Below are 19,625 nucleotides of genomic sequence, written 5' to 3' on the forward strand. Positions count from 1 at the left end.
ATACGATGTGATGTGGGTATCGCCGGAAATCTGGGCTAACCTGGCTCAACCGTATGTAGTTAATGGCGTAGTTAGCGGCAATGTGCTGAATGCCGTGCTCCCATTTGCACCGGTACGTGAAATCCGTTCTACCTTCGCGCTGAGTGGTAACGAGTTCATCGCCTATGTTCGCCGTCAGGATGTTATTTCACCGCTGGTTGGCATGGCTGTTGGTGTTGTTCCTCTGCCGCGTCCACTGCCTAACGTTAACTACAACTTCCAGATTATGTCTGCTGAAGGTCTGCAAATTACCGCTGACGAGCAAGGCCTTTCTGGTGTTGTCTACGGCGCTGTGCTGGCGTAAGGATTAATTGTGGCTAAATACGAAGTTGTGCGCCCGTGGTTCGGCGTGAAAATTGGTGATGTGGTGGAGTTAAAAGAGCTTCACCCGGCACTTAAGTCGAACGTTCGCCTGATGCGTGGCGAGGCTGGCGGCGAGCTAAGCCCAGCGACACCAGATGCTGGAACAGATGCAAAATCTCGCAAAGAGATTGTCGCGGCACGTCTGACGGAACTGGGCATTGAGTTTAAAGGCAATCTGGGAGCTGAAAAGCTCAGTGAGCTATTGCCAGATGGCGAACTCGAAAAGCTTTTCCCTGCTGAATAACAGCCGCCGCTAAGGCGGTTTTTTTATGCCCCGCTCCGGCGGGGTGTTTCACGGAGTCGATAATGGTAACTCTCGAACAGGCGAAGGAGTATCTGGAGAGCCAGGGAATTACCATTCCCGATTTTGTTCTTCAGGCTCTCGTAGACCAGGCCAACAGCATTCAGGAATGTCTCGGTGCGCATTATCCGGCATCAACAGCGCTGCTGATTCAGCTCTATCTGCTGGCGCTTATGGGGCTAGGGCAGGGGGATAAATACATCTCCAGTCAGACGGCGCCAAGCGGAGCGTCTCGATCGTTCCGGTATCAGTCGTTCACTGACCGCTGGAAAGGGGCGCTGGCGTTGCTTCGTGGCGCTGACAAATACGGTTGCGCTAATGACCTCATCCCTCCAGACCCGACAAATACAGCGTTTGCGGGTATCTGGATTGGCCGAGGTGGCTGCATGTGCGGGAGCAAGTAATGGCATGGGTATCGGTTAAGCAGCGATTGCCTGAGCCGTTCGTCAAAGTATGGGTAATGACCGATAGTGGTAAGCGCGTTACCGGCTATGTCAAAAGTAACGGTGACTGGTATCTGTTGTGCCGGAAGGTTGCAGCGGAGAAACCGGAGGTGATCCGGTGGGAGGATGGCAATGTCTGAAACAGCACGCTGGAGTTACACCAACGTTGCGACCATCTACCCGCGCGTCTACGACGACTGGAACAGTGCCTGGACAAACGGAACTCCCTACCTGATTGACTGCACCTGGACGGCAAACAATGAAGTTGCGGTAGATGCCAGTGGGAAAGAGTTCACCACGAATCTGATTTTCTTCACGGAGCTTAAGCGTAACGGCGTTGATGCCACCATGCCGAAGCGCGACTGGTACATTGCCAGAGGTGACACAACAACTCAGGCCGATCCGCTGAAGGCTGGCGCCAATGTCATCAAAGCGGTGACCGAATGGGATATGTCACCATTTGGCGAGGAACCGGACTACAAAATTATGACGTGAGGTGATTTATGTTTTCGCTTGGATTAGCTTGTTTTGCTCTAGGTTTCGCTTGCCACGCTGCGTTTATTCAAATAATCAGGTGGTGGTATGCCCGTTAAAGGTATCAAGCGTGTTCAGATGAACACCCGCAAGGTGCTGGCAGAAATTGCCGGGCCACGCACAGAAAGAGTGCTGACTGAGGTCATGATTGTCGGATCGTCTCACGCCGCGCTACTTACTCCCATTGACACATCCACTCTTATCAACAGCCAGTACAGAAAGCTTGAACCAATGCCTGGTGGGATGCAGGGAAAGGTCGGGTACACGGCTGCATACGCTGCCGCCGTTCATGGCATGTCCGGGAAGCTAAAAGGCCAGCCGCGTGAACACTTCGGCAGAACTCGCGCTGGAAAAGAATTCGGTGGCGGCACAGGAAAAGGTAACTATTGGGATCCGGATGCTGAACCAGAATTTCTGACTAAAGGATTTGAACGTGACGGTCTGAACGAGATAAAGGCCATCATCAAGCAAGGGTACAAAGTATGACGCGTAGCGAGGTGTATGACGCGCTGAGGGCGTGGTTGCAGTCTCACAGGTTTGATGCGGGCTATCGCGTCCAGAAGCGCTTCTGGAACGAGCTGGAGAATACCGAGGGGGAAAGATACCTTGTCATTCAGCAGAACGGCGGCGGCAAGCCAGAAGAGGCGATAACCCGCGATTATTTCCGCATCCTCCTCCTGTCAGGTCAGAACGACAGCAATATTAACCAGGTTGAAGACCGCGCCGACGCTATCCGCCAGGCGATGATCGACGACTACAAAACTGAGTGCATCATCTCGATGCAGCCAATCGGCGGCATCACCGCCATCAAAACAGAAGAAGGTCGTTACCTCTTCGATATTTCCTTTCAAACCATCATTTCCCGATAAAACGGAGATACAAACATGGCATGTGAAGCTGGTGCATTCACAGGGCGTGACGTCGTTGTTTATTACGCGATTTCCTGCCCGGAAGTCCAACCCTCAAACGGCGACTATACACGCCTTGGCATGATGCGAGGCAAAACGACAGGCGCAGAATGGGAAACCGCTGATGCAACTGCCGATATGAGCGCTGCATTCACGCAGGAAAACCTCGTTACTTACAAGAACATTTCGTTCTCAGGTGACGGCGTTACCCGCAAAGAGGATGTTTATGCGCAGAACGCGCTTAAACGCCACGTCTACAATCCACCCGCAGAGACCAGTAACCAGCCGTATGTCTGGCTGAAGATCATCTCTCCAAACGATATTACCGAAGGGCCGTTCATGGTGACCTCATGGCAGGATGAAGCGCCGCACGATGACGTTGCCACCTGGTCTATTGAGGCATCCAGTGCTGGTAGCGTGGACGTGCGCGACGTTGGTGCGGTCATTACTATCACCGCTCAACCGCAGAATCGTACGCTTACCGTTGGTGATGCGCTGAATCTGTCAGTATCCGCAACGGTTTCTGATGGTTCGGCGCTGGCTTACCAGTGGAAGCATGATGGCGAAGATATCAGCGGCGCCACATCTTCCACTTACACCAAAGCGAGCGTTACAGAAGATGATGCCGGGGCTTATACCTGTCAGATCACTTCGACCACCGCTGGCAGCCTGACGTCTGGCGCGGCGACAGTTATCGTCAATGCAGAGTAAGCATGAGGGGCGGAAGCCCCTTTTTCTTTGAGAGGCTTCATGAAAGCAATAACCGATATCGGCCAGGCTGTCATTCGGGCCGGTAGCAAAGAGATATTTCTCAATCCGTCATTCCTCGCTATGTCGCGTATTGGCTCACCGGAACAGATTGTTGATGCTTTCGTTAAGGTTCATGCCGGGCATTATCCGAAACACCGCATCACTGATATCCAGACCATGAAGGCTGTCAACGCTCGCTGCTTTGCTGAAATGGCAGCGTCGGCTGCCAGCATAGTTCGCCATTGCTCAGAGGGTAACATTGCAGAGGTGATTGGTTCGTACTCGGTGAACACGGCAGGACGGCTGCTGTTTAAGCCGGGAGCCATTCCGATCGAGGATGTTATCCTGCTTGCCCGCCACCTGATGCTTCATGGCGTAATGGGCGACCAGCCACCGGAAGAATTCGAAGGTAAGAAAGGCGAATACAGCGACAAATTCGATGTACGGTCATTCGTCTACACCGCTGTTGCTCACCTCGGCATGAGCGAGTCAGACGCATGGAACATGACAATGACCAGCTTCCGCGCCGCCATGAACGCTAAATTTCCGCAGAAAGAGAAAGCCAGAGTGCCGACTCAGGAAAAATACGACGAAGTCATGGACTGGGCTGAACGAATGCTGGCGATCGACGCGCAACGGAACGGGCCGCATTAATCAACTTAAGAACAACACAAACAGCCTCGCACCTGCGGGGCTTTTTTATACCAGCAATAAACCCAACGCGCTTCACACGCGCACGTTATAATCCTAGAGCCTACAGAAAGCGAGCCTGAGAGTTAGTTGTACTCTGGGGCGGCTATCTCTGTGTGACAGGCTCACTTTCTATAGGTAAACCTCATGCACTATCCAACCGTATCTGTAAACGGCGTATCCGTTCGTGTCGATAACGAAGGGCGATACAGTCTCAACGATCTTCATGCTGCTGCGGTAGCAAACGGAGAGGCCACCGAGTCACAAAGACCCAGCGTCTTTCTCCGCAGCGCCCAGATCAAACGTTTCGTAAAAGCCCTCAAATCCAAAGCACTAAAAAGTGCTTCGGAACAAAATCAACCGCTTAGGGTAATAAAAGGTGGTGATCAAAGTGGGGCATGGGGCGTTGAACTTCTGGCTATTCGCTACGCGGCCTGGATTAAGCCCGAATTTGAAATTGAGGTATACGAGGTTTTCAGAACAGTAGTTCGCCTCGGCATTAATGCCATGTCTCGCCTCAACAAAATCGACCATGTGATTAACACCGAAACCAAAGCGATTAGCCAGTGCGCCAGTCAGATGGCGAAGTGGGGAGTTGGTGGTCGCAAAAAGCTACTCCATGCAGCGCGCGAAAGGGTTGCTGATGAAGTGCAGATGTATTTGCCTGGCATTGTGTAGGCAGCGATAACCCGCTTAACTGCTGGTTTTGTATTCTACATGGATAGATGATCAGTTTATGAAGTCGTGCCTCGCGTGATAAATTTACGGAAATACATTTCGTGGTGAATCAGCGTGGAAGATGAAAAACAGCGCCAAATACAACTTCAATTAACTCTTCAGCGGCGACTGGAGAAAGTCACACCTGAGCTATTCTCTGAATATCTTTTCGAACGCGGCGTCAAAACAGTCGTATGTCCAATGTGTGGCAGTGAGGATATTGCTATTCCCAACGCCAGCACAATGACCGTTGGACCTGAAGGGAGCGAAAGCAGCACTTACGCCATCCCGGTCAAACTCGACACCGATGGGCCTCCATACTCATTGGTTAAATATGAGTATCGATTAATATGCAAAAACTGTGCGTTTTCTATGCATTTTGCAACATGGCCCGTGTTGAAGTGGGTAGAACAGAAGCTTTCTGATTCAGGGAAGGGAACCAATGGTTAATAAAAAAATAGATGATAATATTTATTTTGGAGACTTCCCTAAACATGGTGGCGGCGGAAGCGGAGGTGGTGAAATGCTCGAAGTACGAGTGGCTAAGCTTGAATCCAACGTTGAGGATATCAAAGCAAACCTGTCTGAGGCGCGGGTTGACATTCGAGACCTTCGTAACACGTCATCAGGAACAAGTAGAGATGTGGCGGTAATTCTTCAGAAACAGTTAGATATTGACGAAAAACTATCAAAAAAACCCAGTATCAGCGATATGGACAGAGCCATATCAACTGCCGCAAACAAGCAAATAATCTGGACGGTTTCTGTCATGGTAGGAATTGCGGGCCTATCAATGGCTGTAGCTAAGCTCATTTTCTAACGCAGGATAAGCTCAGTTTTCTCATTGACCTCACTATTCATGATGTTAGGATGTTTCCGATTGCAATCAAAGGAAACATAAAATGAAGAAGGTAGTTGCTTTAGCTCTCGGGGCTTTAATGCTGTCTGGCTGTACTGTTCGCGTTGCTGATATGACCGTAGGTAGTACCAAAAACTACAACCTGAACGCAGCTAAGTTTGAAAAAGGGCAGCGCGTAACTGGTGAAGACAAAGCTCCGATTGTCATTTTCCCGCTGGGCATTCCTAGCGTTAAAACAGCAATGGATCGCGCCATCGAAAAAGATAAGTGCTCTGTAGGTTTGAGCGATGTTGTTATCTACCAGCTTAACCATGCGTTCCTGTTCGGCACGTATGGTTTCCGTGTTGAAGGTACTCAAATCATCGATAAATCTCAGCTTGGTTGCGAAAACCGCTAGTCTGCTGGGTATACTGACAAGCCACCTCCGGGTGGCTTTTCTTTTTCGAGCGGGAGATCCCTGCTAGGATTCCCTCATCTTTTACCAAAGGGGATAGCACGTCCTTGTGCCAATAGATGAGTCAGTTGAGGTAATTTACTTGGCGTAAACGAGGCAGCACTCGTCGCCAGTTTTCATCTGATATGCTGTGAGGGTTAGGAGCAATGTGTTTTGTTTCACGTTCGAGAATCTTCCTTCCGGCTTCCAGGGTTCGCTGATACTCAAGTGCCATTGAGTAGAAACTTGGAGCGTATTCAGATTTGAGAGTTCTCAGTGCCGGGTATGCCAGTTCGATTTTTTCCCGCATGTATTCGGCGGCATTCCATACCCAGCATAGGGTGCAAAGTTCTTCACTGGTGAGATGCCCTGACGAAGTTGCAGGAAGCGTCTCGCGTCCAAGATATTCACCTTCCAGCACGGTAAGGTATTCGATGGCTTCGCTGACCTGCTCAGGCTGCAACTGATGAATATGCTCAACGTCGAAGCGCTGATGCACTAACTTCCAGATATCGGGATAGATTTTACCGAGGCCAGTCGTGATTAACCGTTCTGCCGTCTGGCGCAGCGGGGTGAGTTGTTTTGCTGTGCACTGGCGAATTTTTGGCTTAATTTCCACGTTACCAGATACCATCGCGTCATATGCCCGAATCACTTTGAGAGCGAAAGAGGCGCTGATCCACATGGCATAAGAGTAAACCAGTTCCTTGCAAACGTAAGTGCCACCGTAGCGTCCTTTACGGGAATCAACAGGTTTAAATGCTCGGATCTGAGCATTTAAAATTTCATCAATTAATTCAACGGTTTTATCTAAGCGAAGCCAGTTTGCAGGTTTGTCTTTCTCTTCGCCGCCTGATGCCTGATGCAGATCATTCAGCGAGTAGCGCCCCTGAGCGTCTTTATGGATGGTGATATCGGAGATGATGATTTGGTTAGTCATAATGACCTCACTGATTTTTTCGAAGTACCACTATCGGAGTGGTGCCGGGAGGTTCGAAACGGCTCAGTGAGACCGCGGACTTATTCCCCGTAAGGGTGTTGTATTCGTCGCCCTCCCGACATTGTTCGGGACGTGACCGCGCTATGCGTTCACTGAATGACAGACATAAAAAAGCCAACACTGTCGGGGTTGGTTCTGACCGCACTGAGAAGAGGTTTCGACGCCTCGTGCAAAACAAGATAGCGAAAGCTGACCTCGTCGTCAACAGATGGTAGGATTTGACCATCTTTTAATGTGGGGGATAGGGATATGAGTTTCGCCAGTCAATCTACACAGCAAATATTTCCATTTCCGGCTGATGTTGCCTATGAAAAACTGATTGAGGCAATTCCAGAGGTCGGGATGTCTATAAAGCAAAAAGACGACATTTTGCGTAGAGTTTCCGTTAGTGCGGGCATCTCACTTTTTTCATGGGGTGAAAATGTCTCTATCGTGGTTAACGCCGATGGAGAGAAGTCATGTATTGTTGGTATTGATTCTTCACTTAAGCTTGGAGTAAACGTGACAGGGGCGCATAGGCATCAAAAGAATTTTGATAAAATCATCTACGCGCTTAGCAATAAGCTGAAGGAATGGCAAAGACAGCAACCATTAGATCTCGGCCCAGAAAAAACCGATGAGGACTACCTCGAAGAAGCCAGAAAAAAAGCGGGCTTAATTTAATAAAAGGAACTTATATGAAAAAAATATTGATCCCTGCAATTGCTATTATCTTGGCTGGATGTGTTTATATGGGGAAAAACTTCGATGAAACTAAACTAGCGAGCATCTCAAAGGGGGAGACTACAAAGCAGCAGGTTGTTAGTCTCTTTGGCGAACCAACTACGTCCACTTATGATTCTGACGGAAACCAAATATTGCTGTGGTCGTATAGTGAAGGTAATGCTCTCGGTGGCGCTAATTCAAAAATACTGAGTGTCAAACTGCATGACGGAAAGGTTGAATCCTACTCGGTAAGTAAGTCAGCAATATAAGATCATTAAGTTAACCATATAAACCTCGCCACGGCGGGGTTTTTTATTGCCCGGAGAAAAGAGAATGACCCAGAACGTCGGCGATATTGAATATGTGATAAAGGCGGATACTGCTCAGTTGCTGAGAGCTGACAAACAGGTTCGTGACGTAACAGACGGCATGGAAGTCGGTTTCAAGCGGGCTGATAAGGCTGCATCATCTCTCACTTCCTCATTCGGATCTTTGAGCCGGGTTGCCACTTCTCTGATGGCTATCCTGTCGGTTCAACAGGTATCTCAATACGCTGACGCCTGGACAACGCTCAACAACAAACTGGCTAACGCCATCAGGCCAAGCGAGCAACTGGTCGATGTGACGGAGCGCGTATTTAATATCACGCAGCAAACCACAGCCAGCCTTGATGCAACAGCAACATTGTATGCACGACTGGAAAGAGGAACTCGGCAATATAATACCTCCGCGGAGGACCTGGCTAAGCTAACTACTATTATCAACCAGGGCTTTGTTGTTTCTGGCGCTACAGCTCAAGAGGCTGAGAACGCAATCATTCAGTTATCTCAGGGTATCGCCTCAGGGGTTTTGAGAGGGGAGGAGTTTAACTCTGTTGCTGAGCAGGGTTCCAGGCTGATGGTTGCTCTCGCTGACTCCATGGGTGTTGGTATTGGAGAGTTACGTCAGATGGCCGCCGCCGGGAAATTGACTACTGATGTTGTGGTTAACGGGTTACTTTCACAAGGGGTGACGATCGGCAATGAGTTCGCCAATACCACGACAACTATCAGTCAGGCGTTGCAGGTTGCCGGGAACAACATCACCAAGTTCTTTGGTGAAAACTCCACGGTAAAAACCGGCACAGCCATTTTTAACGATGCCGTGATCAGCGTCAGTGAGAACATCGGCGCTCTTAGCGCCATCCTGACCGCCGCTGCTGCTGTTATGGGTAGCCGCTATGTTGGCGCACTGACAATGGCTACTGCTGCGAAGGTAAAGGCCGCCGTAGCTGCACGAAATCAGTCAGCAGCAGAGATGCAGGCGGCGCAAGCCGTTGCAAATAAAGCTGCCGCCGACCTCCGCGCAGCCGCTATCGCAAAAGAACGGGCGCTGGACGAGATCCGCCTTGCGGAGATGATGAAGCAGACAGCGGTTAGTGCGACGAATGCCGCCGCTGCCGAGCAACGCTTATCTGCCGCTCGCGTAGCCGCTGCTGGTGCTGTTGATAATTACAATCGCGCTCTGGCAGCAAATAAAGCGGCACAGGCTGGGTTAGCTACTGGAGCAGGGTTGGTTAGCCGAGGATTGTCTCTCATAGGTGGCCCAGCTGGTGCTGCGATGCTCGCGGCCAGTGCGATTCTATATTTCTCTCAGCGAGCTAAAGAGGCCAGAGACGATGCCAATAACCTGGCGGATAGCGTCAACGAACTGAGCGCTAAGTTCCAGACCATGTCTCATACCGAACTGGCGGCAACCATTGGCAAATTAAGCCAGAATCTGCCAACCCTTAGCGATGCGGTCGCTGAAGCTCAGAAGAAATTTAATGATGCTTCATACGCAGTAAGCAACTATAACCGTGAAATTGAGCGTTACGGCAATACTAAGAGGGGGAGGGAGGCGACGGAGGCACTAGCCGGAGCACAAGACCGACTTTCGATTGCAACTCTCGATCTTGAACGTGCTCAGAATCGCCTTAGTCAGACCCAAAATGCCATTAACATTGGACATGCCACTCTCAATGGCACCATGCGACAAGGCCTACCGCTTCTCCAGAGAGAAGGCGAGGAAGCTGGTATCACTGCCGGTATGATGGGCAAGCTTGGCGATATGATCAATTTCGCCGCCAAAGCGAAGGAGAAATATAACTCTTCCAGTCTGATGGTTATGCGCAGCGAGGATGGAGATAAACTCCTGTCCAGCCTTGAAAAGCAAAACAATCTGCTGTCCATAACAGACAAAAAAGAAAGGGCTGTAGCCGAGGCCAGACAAGCGGCCCTGGATGCGGGGGTGGATGCGCATTCAAATCAGATGAGGCAGATTGAAGAGGCCGCGGCAAAAAGATATGACCTTCAGGAGGCTGATTCAGCAGTAACAAAGTCTACAAAAGAGGGAACTAAAGCTGTTGATGAGGCTGCGCAGTCACTTTCAAGGCAACAGGCTGCTCTCGATCGCCTGAACACTGGTTACGCCGATGGCTCGCTCGAATTAGCGAAATACGATGCTGTTGTTGCGCTTGGTAACAAAGCATCAGCAGAGCAGATCGCCAAAGCGGAACAGCAAGCTGAGTCCATCTGGAAAGTACAGCAGGCAACCAAAGCCGCAGCAGAAGAGGAAAGGAAGCGCACACAGGCCGGACAAAACTTTACCGGATTGCAAGGGCAGGTATCACCAGTCGCCGCAGTAGATAACACCTACGCGCAGCAAATGGCACAGCTTGATGAGTATGTGCAACTTTACCCACAGAAGATTGCAGAGGCTGAGGCTGTACGCGCAGGGATTGAAGATCAGTATCACCAGAAACGCATGGCCGCAATGTGGGAGGAATGGCAGCAGCAGAGCGAGATCAACAACATGCTTGGCTCTGCAATCGATTCCTTACAGGGGGGCGCAACCAACGCGATTACCGGCCTTATCAACGGCACTCAAAGCCTGCAGGAGTCATTCGCAAATATTGGTTCGACAATACTCAACAGCGTTGTAAGCGCCATTGTGGATATGGGAGTTCAGTATGTTAAGAGCCTGATTATAGGTAAGGCCATGTCATCTGCTGCAACTGCCGCACAGATTGCTGAGGCTGGCGCTCTTGCAACAGCTTGGGCTCCTGCGGCTATGGCAGCATCTATTGCGACCCAGGGCAAAGCATCTGCTATCGGTTTGGCTGCCTATAGTTCTTCCATGGCGGCAGGGCAGGCGCTTTCTATTGCTGGCGCTCGCCGTTACGGCGGCACAGTATCAGCTGGCAACGCCTACCGCATCAACGAAGATGGCCGCTCTGAAATCTTCCAGACTGCAGGTGGGCAGCAGGCATTCATCCCGAACCAGTCAGGGAAGATTATTCCGGCGGACAAGGCCGGAGGTGGCGGGTCGTTTAGCCCTGTAATGAACCTCACGATAAATACTACGGGAGGAATTGGTAATGAGGAGATCGCAAGGCTGCGTAAAGTGTGGAACAACGACATGCTGAAAATGATGGTAGACCAGAGCACGCGGCCGAACGGTTTACTGCAAGGGCGGAGAAAATAAGCGGCCTTAAAGCCGCTTAATAATTCACTCTTGGCCAACTCCCGTTTTGACTATATCTTCAATGATGTCGTTGACAGTCTCAGCTGCCGCTCGAAGTTCTTCCTTTGATGTTGAGTCGCTTTCAAGTTCATCAAAATTCATTGAGCGAGTTCCCGCAAGCCTCATAAGAGATTGCTTTTGATCTTCGTTGAGCGTTGCGATTACGTAGCTGAGTACTGTTTTTACAGCCAGTCCATTTAGTAATTCATGAGAAGGTGCAGCCATATTTTAACCTCTTATTTTGATGGGTAAATAAGCGTAATTGTAACATGCAAAACTGTGCAAAATTAAATCTATAAGGCCTAAATATGCCAGAAACATTCACATGGACACCGCAGAAAGCCTACTCCGTTGAGCGAACGCCGAACGTAGCCGTCGTTAAACTAGGTGACGGTTACGAACAGCGACAGGTGAAGGGTATCAACCAGTTAATGGATAAATACTCGCTCACCTTTCGCGGCGTCAGCGGAGCGTGCCGTAGCAACCCCGCGAAGGATGCTGAGGCATTTCTCAAGGCTCGAATGGCAATAGAAGCGTTCTACTGGACTCCATCCGATACGGGAGTGCAGGCATTGTTTGTCTGCCGCTCCTGGAATATGACAAAAACCGGGCCGCTGTTTGAACTGACGGCCACGTTTGAACAGGTGCCAAGATGATTAAATTGCTGCATGGAGCTGTGATTTGCAGGCCTTTCGCAAAGCAACCTGTGCCAGGTGAAAAAGAAAAGAAGCAACGTGAAATTGATGATGTTGAAATGTGTTGCCGATTCGAGGCGGAAGACTGGGATGCTCCAGACTTTAAAGCGGTTTCGGGGCCTCATAACTGGCGAAGCTACATTACGCCACAGCTCAAAGACGCATGGCCATCATTCACTGACTGGCAAAAGAAAGTGATAGCTCATGCGCTGGATGATGCTGCATCACACGAAGAATGGGATTAACGATAAGCCACCTCTGGGTGGCTTTTTTTATGGGAGTTTGCCGTGCGCGACATACCAGCAAATTTAATTATCGACAGCGTGGACGCCGGAGTTGGCGCATTTATCGACCTGTTCGAAGCTGACCTGCAACCATTTGGTGGTGACCTTATCCGTTTCCATTCCGGCACAAACGGCTATTACGGCAATGTTATCTGGAAAGGTAACCAGTACCAGGCGTACCCGATAGCGGTTGAAGGATTCGAGTCAAAGAACGAAGGCACATATGCCCGCCCATCAATGGCGGTGGCGAACGTTACCGGCCTGCTGACCGGGATTAACCATGACTTTGACGACATGCTGGGCGTGGTTATTACCCGGCGTCAGGTTCCGGTGAAATATCTGGACGCGGTGAATTTTCCGAACGGCAATCCTGATGCAGATCCGACACAGGAAGCCGTATCTCGCTATGTTGTCGAGGAGATGACTGAAGAGACGTTCGAGCAGGTCACCTATACTCTGGCGACGCCGATTGACTGCGATAACGCCATTATTCCGGCTCGAACTATTCTCGCCGACGTGTGCCAGTGGCAGTATCGCGGCGTCGGGTGTGGGTATGACGGGCCGCCCGTTGCAGACGAACGAGACAATCCGACATCAGACCCGTCGAAAGACAAATGCTCTCATCGTCGAACCGGTTGTAGGTTCCGCTATCCACGCCCTGAACCAATGCCAATAAGCAGCTTCCCGGGCTCTCAAAAGGTCTCCTGATGCAAGAGTTACTCGATTATGCGGTATCGTCGCAGGATGAAGTGTGCGCGCTTATCCTGGGTGAAGAGCGAGTGTTTCGCTGTCGGAATGTGCATCCAGAGCCATGGCATCACTTCCGCATAAGTGATGATGACTGGCTTGCGGCGGAGGAAGAAGGAGAAGTTACAGCAGTCTTCCATTCGCATCCGCAAAGCCAGCCAGTGCTTTCTGGTGCTGACCGGCAGATGCAGGTGATGACCGGGCTACCATGGTGGCTGGCATCAGGCGGGCAACTGAGGAAATACAAACCTGTGCCGCTCCTGCTGGGCCGCAGGTTCGAGCATGGCATCATGGACTGCTACACGCTTTTCCGGGACGCATACCACCTTTGCGGAATCGACTTGCCGGACTTCGGGAGGACTAACGGATGGTGGCTGCGAGGAGAGAACCTCTATCTGACAAACATGTCGGCCAACGGGTTCTATCAGGTATCCATGCAGGATGCCCAACCAGGCGACGTCATTATCAGGCAGCCATTCCCTGGAGCCGACCCATGCCACTCAATGATTCTCCTTCATGACAACCTGGTACTTCACCATGACCATGCCGGACACCTCAGCAGACGAGAACAAATGCGCCCGGCATACATCAAGCAGACGCATTCAATCTGGAGACACGAACAGTGCTCATCTTTAAATTTGCAGGCAATTTACGCCGATTTTACCGCCAAATATCCCTGAATGTTGATACGCCAGCGCAGGGGTTGCGCCTTCTGCTGGCGCAGGATTTTGAATTCAAAAAAGCCTTTCTCAATACAAAGCTGCGGGTGCGGGTGGCGGGAGAGGATGTTGAGGCATCTGCGATGCAATGGCATCTGGACCGCCACCTTAAAGATGGCTCAGTGGTCCTATTCGTGCCGGTAGTGGAGGGGGCCATTTCTGCCGCGGCAGCCGCATGGATTGCGGTTGCCGTCAGCGTGGCTTCAATTGCGTACTCGGTCTACATGTCCCGCAACATGAAAACTAAAACGTCAGCGGAAGCGGCTGAGACAAACACGCTAACGAATAACTCATTTACCAGTGCGGAAAACCGTGTCGGGCAAGGACGCCCTGTGCCAATCCTCATCGGGGAAATGGAAGTCGGCTCGAACGTCATTTCTCTCGGTATTGACACCGCGAATAATGTCGATTGGGATGCTTCGATAGGGTGATAGGTGGTAAAATAAACAAGCCGGAAATGATGGTGGAACATCATCCCAGCTCTAACCAAATAACCTGAATCGGAGGTCATCATGGCTGAGCCCAGTCTACATGATTTATTTGCCTATGACGAAACGTCACCCACCTGCCTGATTTGGAAGATATCTCCTTCACGGCGCACAAAATGTGGTCACCAAGCCGGCACAATTAACAAGGTGTCCGGTAAATATCCGCGAAACTATTACCGAGCAAGAGTGAATGGCGGGTATCAAAGCGTGCATCGCATAGTTTGGTTCCTGCATCACGGGGAAGTTCCCGAAGGGCTGGCAATCGATCATGTTGATGGAAATACACTAAACAACAAGATCACGAATCTCAGATTGGTAACACCATCCAAAAATGCCCGAAATTGCCGAAGGCAAAAGAATAATATTTCTGGTCAGACTGGAGTAAGGTTGGCTATGGATAAAGGGAGATTCCCCTTCTATGAGGCCTATGTTCACATTGATGGCAAGCAGGTCCGTCGCCAATTTTATCCAAAAGGAGGGACGCTTGAAGAGGCTAGGTCCCGAGCGGTTGACTGGCGAAAAGAGCAGATAAATCGACTTAACGAACATGGTGCTGGATACACCGAGCGCCACGGCAAATAAAAAATGAGCCATCTTCGGATGGCTTTTTTTATGGAGTAAATTCATGTCTTCAGGCGGCGGTAAAGCATCAACCCCGAAACTCATCGACGATAACCTCAAATCAAAACAATTTTACAGGGTGCTCGATCTTATTTCGGAAGGTCCAATATACGGGCCGGTAGACCAGGAACACCTTTCTTCATTCAAACTGAACAAAACGTCTGTAACCGATGCAAGCGGAAACGTCAGTGTGAATGGCATCAGTGTGGCATGGCGGCCTGGCTCAGAGAGTCAGTTACCGATTAACGGTTTCTCTGCAATTGAAGCAACAACCATCGTTAATACGGAAGTCACTTATGATACCCCCCTGGTACGCACTATTACGGATCAGGATGTAACCCGCGTTCGTTTCAACGTTGGCGTAACCGGTCTGGTAGAGAATGATACCAAAGGAAACCAGAAGAACACTTCAGTCACTATGGTTCTGGAGACCAGATCTGGAGCGAGCGGGTTTGCAATAGTAAAGACCGTCACCATTACAGGCAAAATGTCAGGTGAATATCTTGAAGCACACCTGATTGACGCGCCGGAAACTAAACCGTTCGATATCCGTGTGCGTCGAATTACTCCGGACAGCACCAGTGATTTGCTGTCAAACGGCACCATCTGGAACAGCTACAGCGAGATCACCGACGATAACCTGAACTATCCGTTCGCCGCTATTGCGGGTGCGGTTATTGACCGTGACCAGTACACCGACACCCCTAGTCGCACATACCATCTTCGCGGCCTGATTGTGGACGTTCCTGACAACTACGATCCGATTGCCAGAACTTACTCGGGGCTGTGGACTGGCGGATTCAAAAAAGCGTGGACTAACAACCCGGCATGGCTGTTCCGTGAACTGGCGAAGAATACCCGTTTTGGCCTGGCGAAACGTGCCGGTTATATCGATGTAGATGACGGTGCGCTGTACGTCCTCTCACAGTATTGCGATCAGCTTGTTAACGATGGCTACGGCGGGCAGGAGCCAAGGATGACGCTGAATGCCTATATTACCGAGCAGGCGAGTGCGCGTGACATTCTCGACAAGATAGCGAGCATGTTTCGGGGTATAGCGCTGTGGGACGGGATGCGACTGTCTGTCATGCTGGACGCGCCACAGGATCCGATTGCGACAATCACGAATGCTAACGTGGTTGATGGCGAGTTCAAGCGTAGCTCCGTGAAGCGTTCAGAGAAATACAATGCCGTTGTTGTGTCCTGGACTGACCCGGATAACGGCTGGGAGCAGGTAAAAGAGTATGTTTCCGATGATGAGATGATTGCCCGCGGGAACTACAACGAAACCACTCTGGAAGCGTTTGGCTGTACCTCACGAGGTCAGGCATGGCGAGCCGGGAAATGGCTGCTGGAAACAGCAAAGCGTGAAAGCAGTCGATTAACGTTCAAGATGGCCCGTGACGCCATTCATTTCACGCCCGGTGACATAGTTGAAATCATGGACAATAACTATGCCGGCGCCCGGCTCGGCGGCAGAATTATGTCGCATGCGGGTAACAAAATTACCGTTGATGCGGTTGATTCGTCTCTGATATCAGAAGGCGACACCATGTCGATCATGGGCAGTGACGGGAGGTTCGTTAAGTATGAGATTGGCAGCATTGCAGACAATATAGTGACGCTGAAAACGACTCCAGCATGGGTTCGTGACGGTACTGTGTTTGCCATCTCTACCAGCAACGTTTCTACCAGGCTATTCCGCATCCTGAGCGTTGCAGAGACGGATAACAATTCTGTCTACAGCATCACCGCATCGCAACATGATCCGAACAAACAGGCCATTGTTGATGAAGGTGCCGTGTTTGAAGTTCCCAACGATACGCTGAATGGTTACCGCGTACCGAACGTGGAGAATCTGCGCATCATCAACACAAACTCCGAGACTGTCCAGGTCACGGCTACATGGGAGACGGCAACTACAACTAAAAAGCTGGTGTTTGAGTTATACGTATATACCGATGACGGAAAAGTGGTTGCCCAGTACGAGACAGATCAGTTCCGCTATGAGTTCTTTGGTCTGAACGCCGGTGGATACACGCTGGGTGTTCGTGGTCGCAATGAAAACGGGATGAAGGGAGCCGAGACGCAAATCAGCATGGTCATCGGTGCACCACCTGCACCATCCAGCGTTATCTGGACACCAGGCCTTTTCTCTGCTGACCTGGTTCCTGTCATGCGTATCACGGCAACGACAGACACTTCGTTTGAATTCTGGTACTCAGGACAAAATCAGATCGTCAACCCTTCAGATATTGAAGACCAAGCACAGTTCCTTGGCAGATCAAACCAGTGGACGTTACATGGATTGCAGGCTGATAAAACATATTACGTGTATGTGCGAACCAGAAACGCATTTGGTGCATCAGATTTTGTAGAAGCATCTGGACAGGCATCGGCAGACATACCGGGAATGATTGAGCTTATTGACGAGCAGATTCGGGATTCTGATGCATTTAAAAATGTTCAGGAAGGAGTTGATACAAACCTCGAAGGCATTATGGAAAATTCGCTGGCGAACCACGGCACTGTTGAGCACCAGTATCAACAGTACGGCGAGGTACGTGCCGATATCCTTGTCGTGAAAACCACGGTAGCGTCTGCTGAGCAGGGACTTGCTGACCTGTCCACGTATGTTCAGGCGCAGATTGGCCCTGAAGGTAGCCTTACATCAGCCGTTAACCAGAAGATGACTGCAGTCGTTAATAGTGATGGTACAGCGAAGGCATCTTATACGCTCAATATGGGTATTGTCAGGAACGGAGTGAAATACAATACCGGTTTCGGCATGTCCATTGAGCCTGATGGTAGCTCATACAAATCAACTGTAGTTTTTGCGGCTGATCAGTTCGGCATTTATTCAGGCAGCGATCCAGGTAACTGGCAGGCTGCTTTCTTTGTATATAACGGACAGGTCTTTATCAGGAGTGTATTGATTCAGGAAGCATCAATCGACTTTGGAAAAATAACTGATTCTTTGCAGTCGTCTAACTTCATTCCTGGTGTGCGTGGCTGGAATTTGCCAAAAAATGCCAGCCCTGAGTTTCATGGAAAGCTTTATGCTGACAGTGGTGAGTTTGCATTTAATGGAACAAATAATGTGGTCAGAATTGACGGCAATGGCGTCACGGTTAATCTTCCCGGAGGCGGGCGTGTAGTGGTTGGTCGCTGGACATAAGGTGAAATATGCCGGAAGGAATACTGATAGATTATAATGATGGCCGTCCTGTGATGGCTATTACCGCGGGGCTTCGTGCCCCGTCGTTTTGTGCAAGTTTTTCAGGGAACGGAACCGGAGCGAATCAATTTCGCGTCGATACTCCGTTAACTCCGGGTTCTACAGTTTTTGTTTTGCCGACACGTCCTGTTGACATACAGGAATTTGCTGACAATCAAACATGGATTGTTTTGCCGATATATATGACATCAGTGACAAGAAACGGAGACAGTGGTGTTACTGTTAATGGTACAAACAGGGGCAACTACCAGCGAATACCAAACTGGGCAGGAACTGTATTTGAAATTCTTCCTGCCGCTACTTACAACGAAGGACTTCTCGTTTCTAACTCTACTGATTTCACGGCAATTTCAAATCAGGCAAGATTAATGACATGTGCTTACGTTGGCACGGTGACAGTCAACGGCTCGATGGCGCTTCCCGTAACAGGAATACCGTTCGGGAAATGGAATAACAATAATGTGTCTGTAGGGTTTGACGGAACAAATATTATTGTTAGAGACATCAGTTACTCAGGAAGAGATGATGTTTCCGCATCTGTAACAATGGACCTGGTAATTTTCAATAATACCGCTCCTGTAGCCGGTGATGGCATCACCATGACAAATTCAGCAGGACAGGTAACATTTTCAACAGTGAAGCGACCATTTGTATATGACCAGCAATTAACCATGACCGACAGTAATCAGTATGTAGGTGATAAATATTGCCAGATAGTATTTACAGGTGCGCAGTCAAGGAGAGTAAATGGATACTTCAATGTAAGAAAAAAAGGCGTTGTAATGTCAGGAGGAAATGTCAGGTCAGCGTATAACCAGGTAGTCGGTAATTATAATGACAAAAGATTCGACATGTCATTTAACCAGAATATTAATATGCCCGTTTTAATCCTTCCAAACATGTACTGAGGAAATAACCATGTCCGCAGGAACTTTAACCCTGACCAATAACTCTGACATTGTGACGGGTATCGGTACTTCATTTGCAACGGAACTCGCCGCAGGAGATTTCGTTGTAGTAACGGTCGGAGGTGTACCATACACTCTGCCGGTTAAATCGGTAGAGAGTGACACAGGCCTGACGCTGGTCAGCGTATACACAGGCCCGACACAATCCGGCGCCGCGTGGTCTGCGGTTCCACGCATAGCTCTGAATATGGTGACTGCCGCGCTGGTTGCTCAGAGTGCTGAGGCGCTGCGAGGGCTTAACTACGATAAGCAGAACTGGCAGCAGGTTTACAGCGCCAGCGGCAGCATTACCGTAAAACTCCCTGACGGTTCAACATTCACTGGGCCGTCGTGGAAATATCTGGCAGACAACATGGCGACAAAAACGGACGGAGCGGTGCCGATTAGCCAGGGCGGAACCGGTTCAAAGACTGCAGCAGGCGCTCGCACAAACCTCGGTTTAGGAGAGCCTGGGGATTATTGTACACGTGGCAATTCCGGCTGGAATGTTTACGACCCTCCGGAAGCAGCTCCACGCGCTACAAATGAGGGGAATCTTCCCACAGGCCTATATTGGGGGACACTTGATATGATTGGCAAT

Annotated in this window: 26 protein-coding genes and 1 pseudogene; 25 read left to right on the top strand and 2 right to left on the bottom strand. The window is 50.1% G+C overall.

Annotation, left to right across the window (positions count from 1 at the left end; all coding sequences use genetic code 11):
* The 13 genes from OOJ60_RS23710 to OOJ60_RS23770 all read left to right on the top strand — a co-directional run.
* The coding region (locus tag OOJ60_RS23710) for a major capsid protein (protein ID WP_233470922.1) at positions 1–343 on the top strand (343 nt) is incomplete at its 5' end.
* A 9-nt stretch (positions 344–352) separates the two neighbouring features.
* The gene (locus tag OOJ60_RS23715; RefSeq protein WP_023230830.1) at positions 353–646 is read left to right on the top strand and encodes a hypothetical protein; all 294 of its coding nucleotides are present in this window, start codon (positions 353–355) and stop codon (positions 644–646) included.
* A 62-nt stretch (positions 647–708) separates the two neighbouring features.
* Positions 709–1,107 carry a DUF7370 family protein gene (locus tag OOJ60_RS23720; protein WP_115609038.1) on the top strand — a complete coding sequence of 133 codons (399 nt, stop codon included), beginning with the start codon at positions 709–711 and terminating at the stop codon, positions 1,105–1,107.
* Complete coding sequence (locus tag OOJ60_RS23725; protein ID WP_071697820.1) at positions 1,107–1,286, top strand: hypothetical protein; 180 nt, start codon at positions 1,107–1,109, stop codon at positions 1,284–1,286. The genes OOJ60_RS23720 and OOJ60_RS23725 overlap by 1 nt, the downstream gene beginning before the upstream one ends.
* Positions 1,279–1,641, top strand: a complete 363-nt coding sequence (locus tag OOJ60_RS23730; RefSeq protein ID WP_205613265.1) for a hypothetical protein — start codon at positions 1,279–1,281, stop codon at positions 1,639–1,641. The genes OOJ60_RS23725 and OOJ60_RS23730 overlap by 8 nt, the downstream gene beginning before the upstream one ends.
* 87 nt (positions 1,642–1,728) lie before the next feature.
* The gene (locus OOJ60_RS23735) at positions 1,729–2,166 is read left to right on the top strand and encodes a hypothetical protein (protein ID WP_047596088.1); all 438 of its coding nucleotides are present in this window, start codon (positions 1,729–1,731) and stop codon (positions 2,164–2,166) included.
* Positions 2,163–2,549, top strand: coding sequence for a phage tail termination protein (locus OOJ60_RS23740; protein ID WP_047596087.1), 387 nt, complete (start codon positions 2,163–2,165; stop codon positions 2,547–2,549). Before OOJ60_RS23735 ends, OOJ60_RS23740 begins: the two co-directional genes overlap by 4 nt.
* A gap of 15 nt (positions 2,550–2,564) precedes the next feature.
* Positions 2,565–3,299 (top strand): phage tail tube protein, encoded by a 735-nt coding sequence (locus tag OOJ60_RS23745; protein WP_047596086.1) that lies wholly within the window; start codon positions 2,565–2,567, stop codon positions 3,297–3,299.
* 39 nt (positions 3,300–3,338) lie between these two features.
* Positions 3,339–3,992, top strand: coding sequence for a DUF6246 family protein (locus OOJ60_RS23750; protein WP_047596085.1), 654 nt, complete (start codon positions 3,339–3,341; stop codon positions 3,990–3,992).
* Positions 3,993–4,175: 183 nt separating this feature from the next.
* The gene (locus OOJ60_RS23755) at positions 4,176–4,706 is read left to right on the top strand and encodes a KilA-N domain-containing protein (protein WP_047596084.1); all 531 of its coding nucleotides are present in this window, start codon (positions 4,176–4,178) and stop codon (positions 4,704–4,706) included.
* Between the two features lie 114 nt (positions 4,707–4,820).
* On the top strand, positions 4,821–5,195 hold the full coding sequence (locus OOJ60_RS23760) for a hypothetical protein (protein WP_047596083.1): 375 nt from the start codon (positions 4,821–4,823) through the stop codon (positions 5,193–5,195).
* Positions 5,188–5,565 carry a hypothetical protein gene (locus tag OOJ60_RS23765; protein ID WP_000247488.1) on the top strand — a complete coding sequence of 126 codons (378 nt, stop codon included), beginning with the start codon at positions 5,188–5,190 and terminating at the stop codon, positions 5,563–5,565. Before OOJ60_RS23760 ends, OOJ60_RS23765 begins: the two co-directional genes overlap by 8 nt.
* Positions 5,566–5,647: 82 nt before the next feature.
* A complete protein-coding gene (locus OOJ60_RS23770; protein ID WP_017384095.1) occupies positions 5,648–6,001 on the top strand; it encodes a hypothetical protein in 354 nt (117 codons plus the stop codon).
* A 121-nt stretch (positions 6,002–6,122) separates the two neighbouring features.
* Here OOJ60_RS23770 and OOJ60_RS23775 read toward each other — a convergent pair whose 3' ends face one another.
* Positions 6,123–6,977, bottom strand: coding sequence for a KilA-N domain-containing protein (locus OOJ60_RS23775; protein ID WP_000184444.1), 855 nt, complete (start codon positions 6,975–6,977; stop codon positions 6,123–6,125).
* Between the two features lie 309 nt (positions 6,978–7,286).
* Between OOJ60_RS23775 and OOJ60_RS23780 the strand changes: the two genes are divergently transcribed.
* From OOJ60_RS23780 to OOJ60_RS23790, 3 genes are all read left to right on the top strand, one after another.
* Positions 7,287–7,700, top strand: a complete 414-nt coding sequence (locus OOJ60_RS23780) for a hypothetical protein (protein WP_000006601.1) — start codon at positions 7,287–7,289, stop codon at positions 7,698–7,700.
* A 14-nt stretch (positions 7,701–7,714) separates the two neighbouring features.
* Positions 7,715–8,011: a hypothetical protein gene (locus tag OOJ60_RS23785; RefSeq protein WP_000721957.1), complete on the top strand. Its 297-nt coding sequence runs from the start codon at positions 7,715–7,717 to the stop codon at positions 8,009–8,011.
* Between the two features lie 64 nt (positions 8,012–8,075).
* The gene (locus tag OOJ60_RS23790) at positions 8,076–11,246 is read left to right on the top strand and encodes a tape measure protein (RefSeq protein WP_205613266.1); all 3,171 of its coding nucleotides are present in this window, start codon (positions 8,076–8,078) and stop codon (positions 11,244–11,246) included.
* Between the two features lie 24 nt (positions 11,247–11,270).
* Here the strand turns inward: OOJ60_RS23790 and OOJ60_RS23795 are convergent, their stop codons facing one another.
* A complete protein-coding gene (locus tag OOJ60_RS23795; protein WP_205613267.1) occupies positions 11,271–11,510 on the bottom strand; it encodes a hypothetical protein in 240 nt (79 codons plus the stop codon).
* An 83-nt stretch (positions 11,511–11,593) separates the two neighbouring features.
* Between OOJ60_RS23795 and OOJ60_RS23800 the strand changes: the two genes are divergently transcribed.
* The 9 genes and pseudogenes from OOJ60_RS23800 to OOJ60_RS23840 form a co-directional block, all read left to right on the top strand.
* Positions 11,594–11,941, top strand: a complete 348-nt coding sequence (locus OOJ60_RS23800; RefSeq protein WP_205613268.1) for a phage tail protein — start codon at positions 11,594–11,596, stop codon at positions 11,939–11,941.
* A complete protein-coding gene (locus OOJ60_RS23805; RefSeq protein ID WP_000593664.1) occupies positions 11,938–12,225 on the top strand; it encodes a hypothetical protein in 288 nt (95 codons plus the stop codon). Before OOJ60_RS23800 ends, OOJ60_RS23805 begins: the two co-directional genes overlap by 4 nt.
* A 42-nt stretch (positions 12,226–12,267) precedes the next feature.
* Positions 12,268–12,972 (top strand): phage minor tail protein L, encoded by a 705-nt coding sequence (locus OOJ60_RS23810; RefSeq protein WP_117286365.1) that lies wholly within the window; start codon positions 12,268–12,270, stop codon positions 12,970–12,972.
* Entirely contained in the window at positions 12,972–13,691 is a 720-nt protein-coding gene (locus OOJ60_RS23815) for a C40 family peptidase (RefSeq protein WP_205613269.1), read from the top strand. The genes OOJ60_RS23810 and OOJ60_RS23815 overlap by 1 nt, the downstream gene beginning before the upstream one ends.
* The gene (locus OOJ60_RS23820) at positions 13,634–14,161 is read left to right on the top strand and encodes a tail assembly protein (RefSeq protein WP_205613270.1); all 528 of its coding nucleotides are present in this window, start codon (positions 13,634–13,636) and stop codon (positions 14,159–14,161) included. Before OOJ60_RS23815 ends, OOJ60_RS23820 begins: the two co-directional genes overlap by 58 nt.
* A gap of 81 nt (positions 14,162–14,242) precedes the next feature.
* Positions 14,243–14,800, top strand: coding sequence for an HNH endonuclease (locus OOJ60_RS23825; RefSeq protein ID WP_080192182.1), 558 nt, complete (start codon positions 14,243–14,245; stop codon positions 14,798–14,800).
* 43 nt (positions 14,801–14,843) lie between these two features.
* Positions 14,844–18,017, top strand: coding sequence for a host specificity protein J (locus tag OOJ60_RS23830; RefSeq protein ID WP_205613271.1), 3,174 nt, complete (start codon positions 14,844–14,846; stop codon positions 18,015–18,017).
* 8 nt (positions 18,018–18,025) lie between these two features.
* Positions 18,026–18,985, top strand: a complete 960-nt coding sequence (locus tag OOJ60_RS23835; RefSeq protein ID WP_205613272.1) for a DUF6453 family protein — start codon at positions 18,026–18,028, stop codon at positions 18,983–18,985.
* Positions 18,986–18,995: 10 nt separating this feature from the next.
* Positions 18,996–19,625 (top strand): annotated as a pseudogene (locus OOJ60_RS23840) (phage tail protein); the annotation flags it as partial.

Origin of the sequence: Citrobacter sp. R4 (assembly GCF_026719175.1) — a bacterium.
Taxonomy (GTDB): Bacteria; Pseudomonadota; Gammaproteobacteria; order Enterobacterales; family Enterobacteriaceae; genus Citrobacter_A; species Citrobacter_A sedlakii.

Bases quoted from the DNA above. Each gene is read 5' to 3' on its own strand.
- OOJ60_RS23725 (WP_071697820.1), top strand. From the start codon at position 1,107: ATGGCATGGGTATCGGTTAAGCAGCGATTGCCTGAGCCGTTCGTCAAA.
- OOJ60_RS23825 (WP_080192182.1), top strand. From the start codon at position 14,243: ATGGCTGAGCCCAGTCTACATGATTTATTTGCCTATGACGAAACGTCA.
- OOJ60_RS23735 (WP_047596088.1), top strand. From the start codon at position 1,729: ATGCCCGTTAAAGGTATCAAGCGTGTTCAGATGAACACCCGCAAGGTG.
- OOJ60_RS23730 (WP_205613265.1), top strand. From the start codon at position 1,279: ATGTCTGAAACAGCACGCTGGAGTTACACCAACGTTGCGACCATCTAC.
- OOJ60_RS23775 (WP_000184444.1), bottom strand. From the start codon at position 6,977: ATGACTAACCAAATCATCATCTCCGATATCACCATCCATAAAGACGCT.
- OOJ60_RS23780 (WP_000006601.1), top strand. From the start codon at position 7,287: ATGAGTTTCGCCAGTCAATCTACACAGCAAATATTTCCATTTCCGGCT.
- OOJ60_RS23765 (WP_000247488.1), top strand. From the start codon at position 5,188: ATGGTTAATAAAAAAATAGATGATAATATTTATTTTGGAGACTTCCCT.
- OOJ60_RS23815 (WP_205613269.1), top strand. From the start codon at position 12,972: ATGCAAGAGTTACTCGATTATGCGGTATCGTCGCAGGATGAAGTGTGC.
- OOJ60_RS23835 (WP_205613272.1), top strand. From the start codon at position 18,026: ATGCCGGAAGGAATACTGATAGATTATAATGATGGCCGTCCTGTGATG.
- OOJ60_RS23720 (WP_115609038.1), top strand. From the start codon at position 709: ATGGTAACTCTCGAACAGGCGAAGGAGTATCTGGAGAGCCAGGGAATT.
- OOJ60_RS23785 (WP_000721957.1), top strand. From the start codon at position 7,715: ATGAAAAAAATATTGATCCCTGCAATTGCTATTATCTTGGCTGGATGT.
- OOJ60_RS23805 (WP_000593664.1), top strand. From the start codon at position 11,938: ATGATTAAATTGCTGCATGGAGCTGTGATTTGCAGGCCTTTCGCAAAG.
- OOJ60_RS23745 (WP_047596086.1), top strand. From the start codon at position 2,565: ATGGCATGTGAAGCTGGTGCATTCACAGGGCGTGACGTCGTTGTTTAT.
- OOJ60_RS23800 (WP_205613268.1), top strand. From the start codon at position 11,594: ATGCCAGAAACATTCACATGGACACCGCAGAAAGCCTACTCCGTTGAG.
- OOJ60_RS23750 (WP_047596085.1), top strand. From the start codon at position 3,339: ATGAAAGCAATAACCGATATCGGCCAGGCTGTCATTCGGGCCGGTAGC.
- OOJ60_RS23790 (WP_205613266.1), top strand. From the start codon at position 8,076: ATGACCCAGAACGTCGGCGATATTGAATATGTGATAAAGGCGGATACT.
- OOJ60_RS23830 (WP_205613271.1), top strand. From the start codon at position 14,844: ATGTCTTCAGGCGGCGGTAAAGCATCAACCCCGAAACTCATCGACGAT.
- OOJ60_RS23770 (WP_017384095.1), top strand. From the start codon at position 5,648: ATGAAGAAGGTAGTTGCTTTAGCTCTCGGGGCTTTAATGCTGTCTGGC.
- OOJ60_RS23755 (WP_047596084.1), top strand. From the start codon at position 4,176: ATGCACTATCCAACCGTATCTGTAAACGGCGTATCCGTTCGTGTCGAT.
- OOJ60_RS23740 (WP_047596087.1), top strand. From the start codon at position 2,163: ATGACGCGTAGCGAGGTGTATGACGCGCTGAGGGCGTGGTTGCAGTCT.
- OOJ60_RS23795 (WP_205613267.1), bottom strand. From the start codon at position 11,510: ATGGCTGCACCTTCTCATGAATTACTAAATGGACTGGCTGTAAAAACA.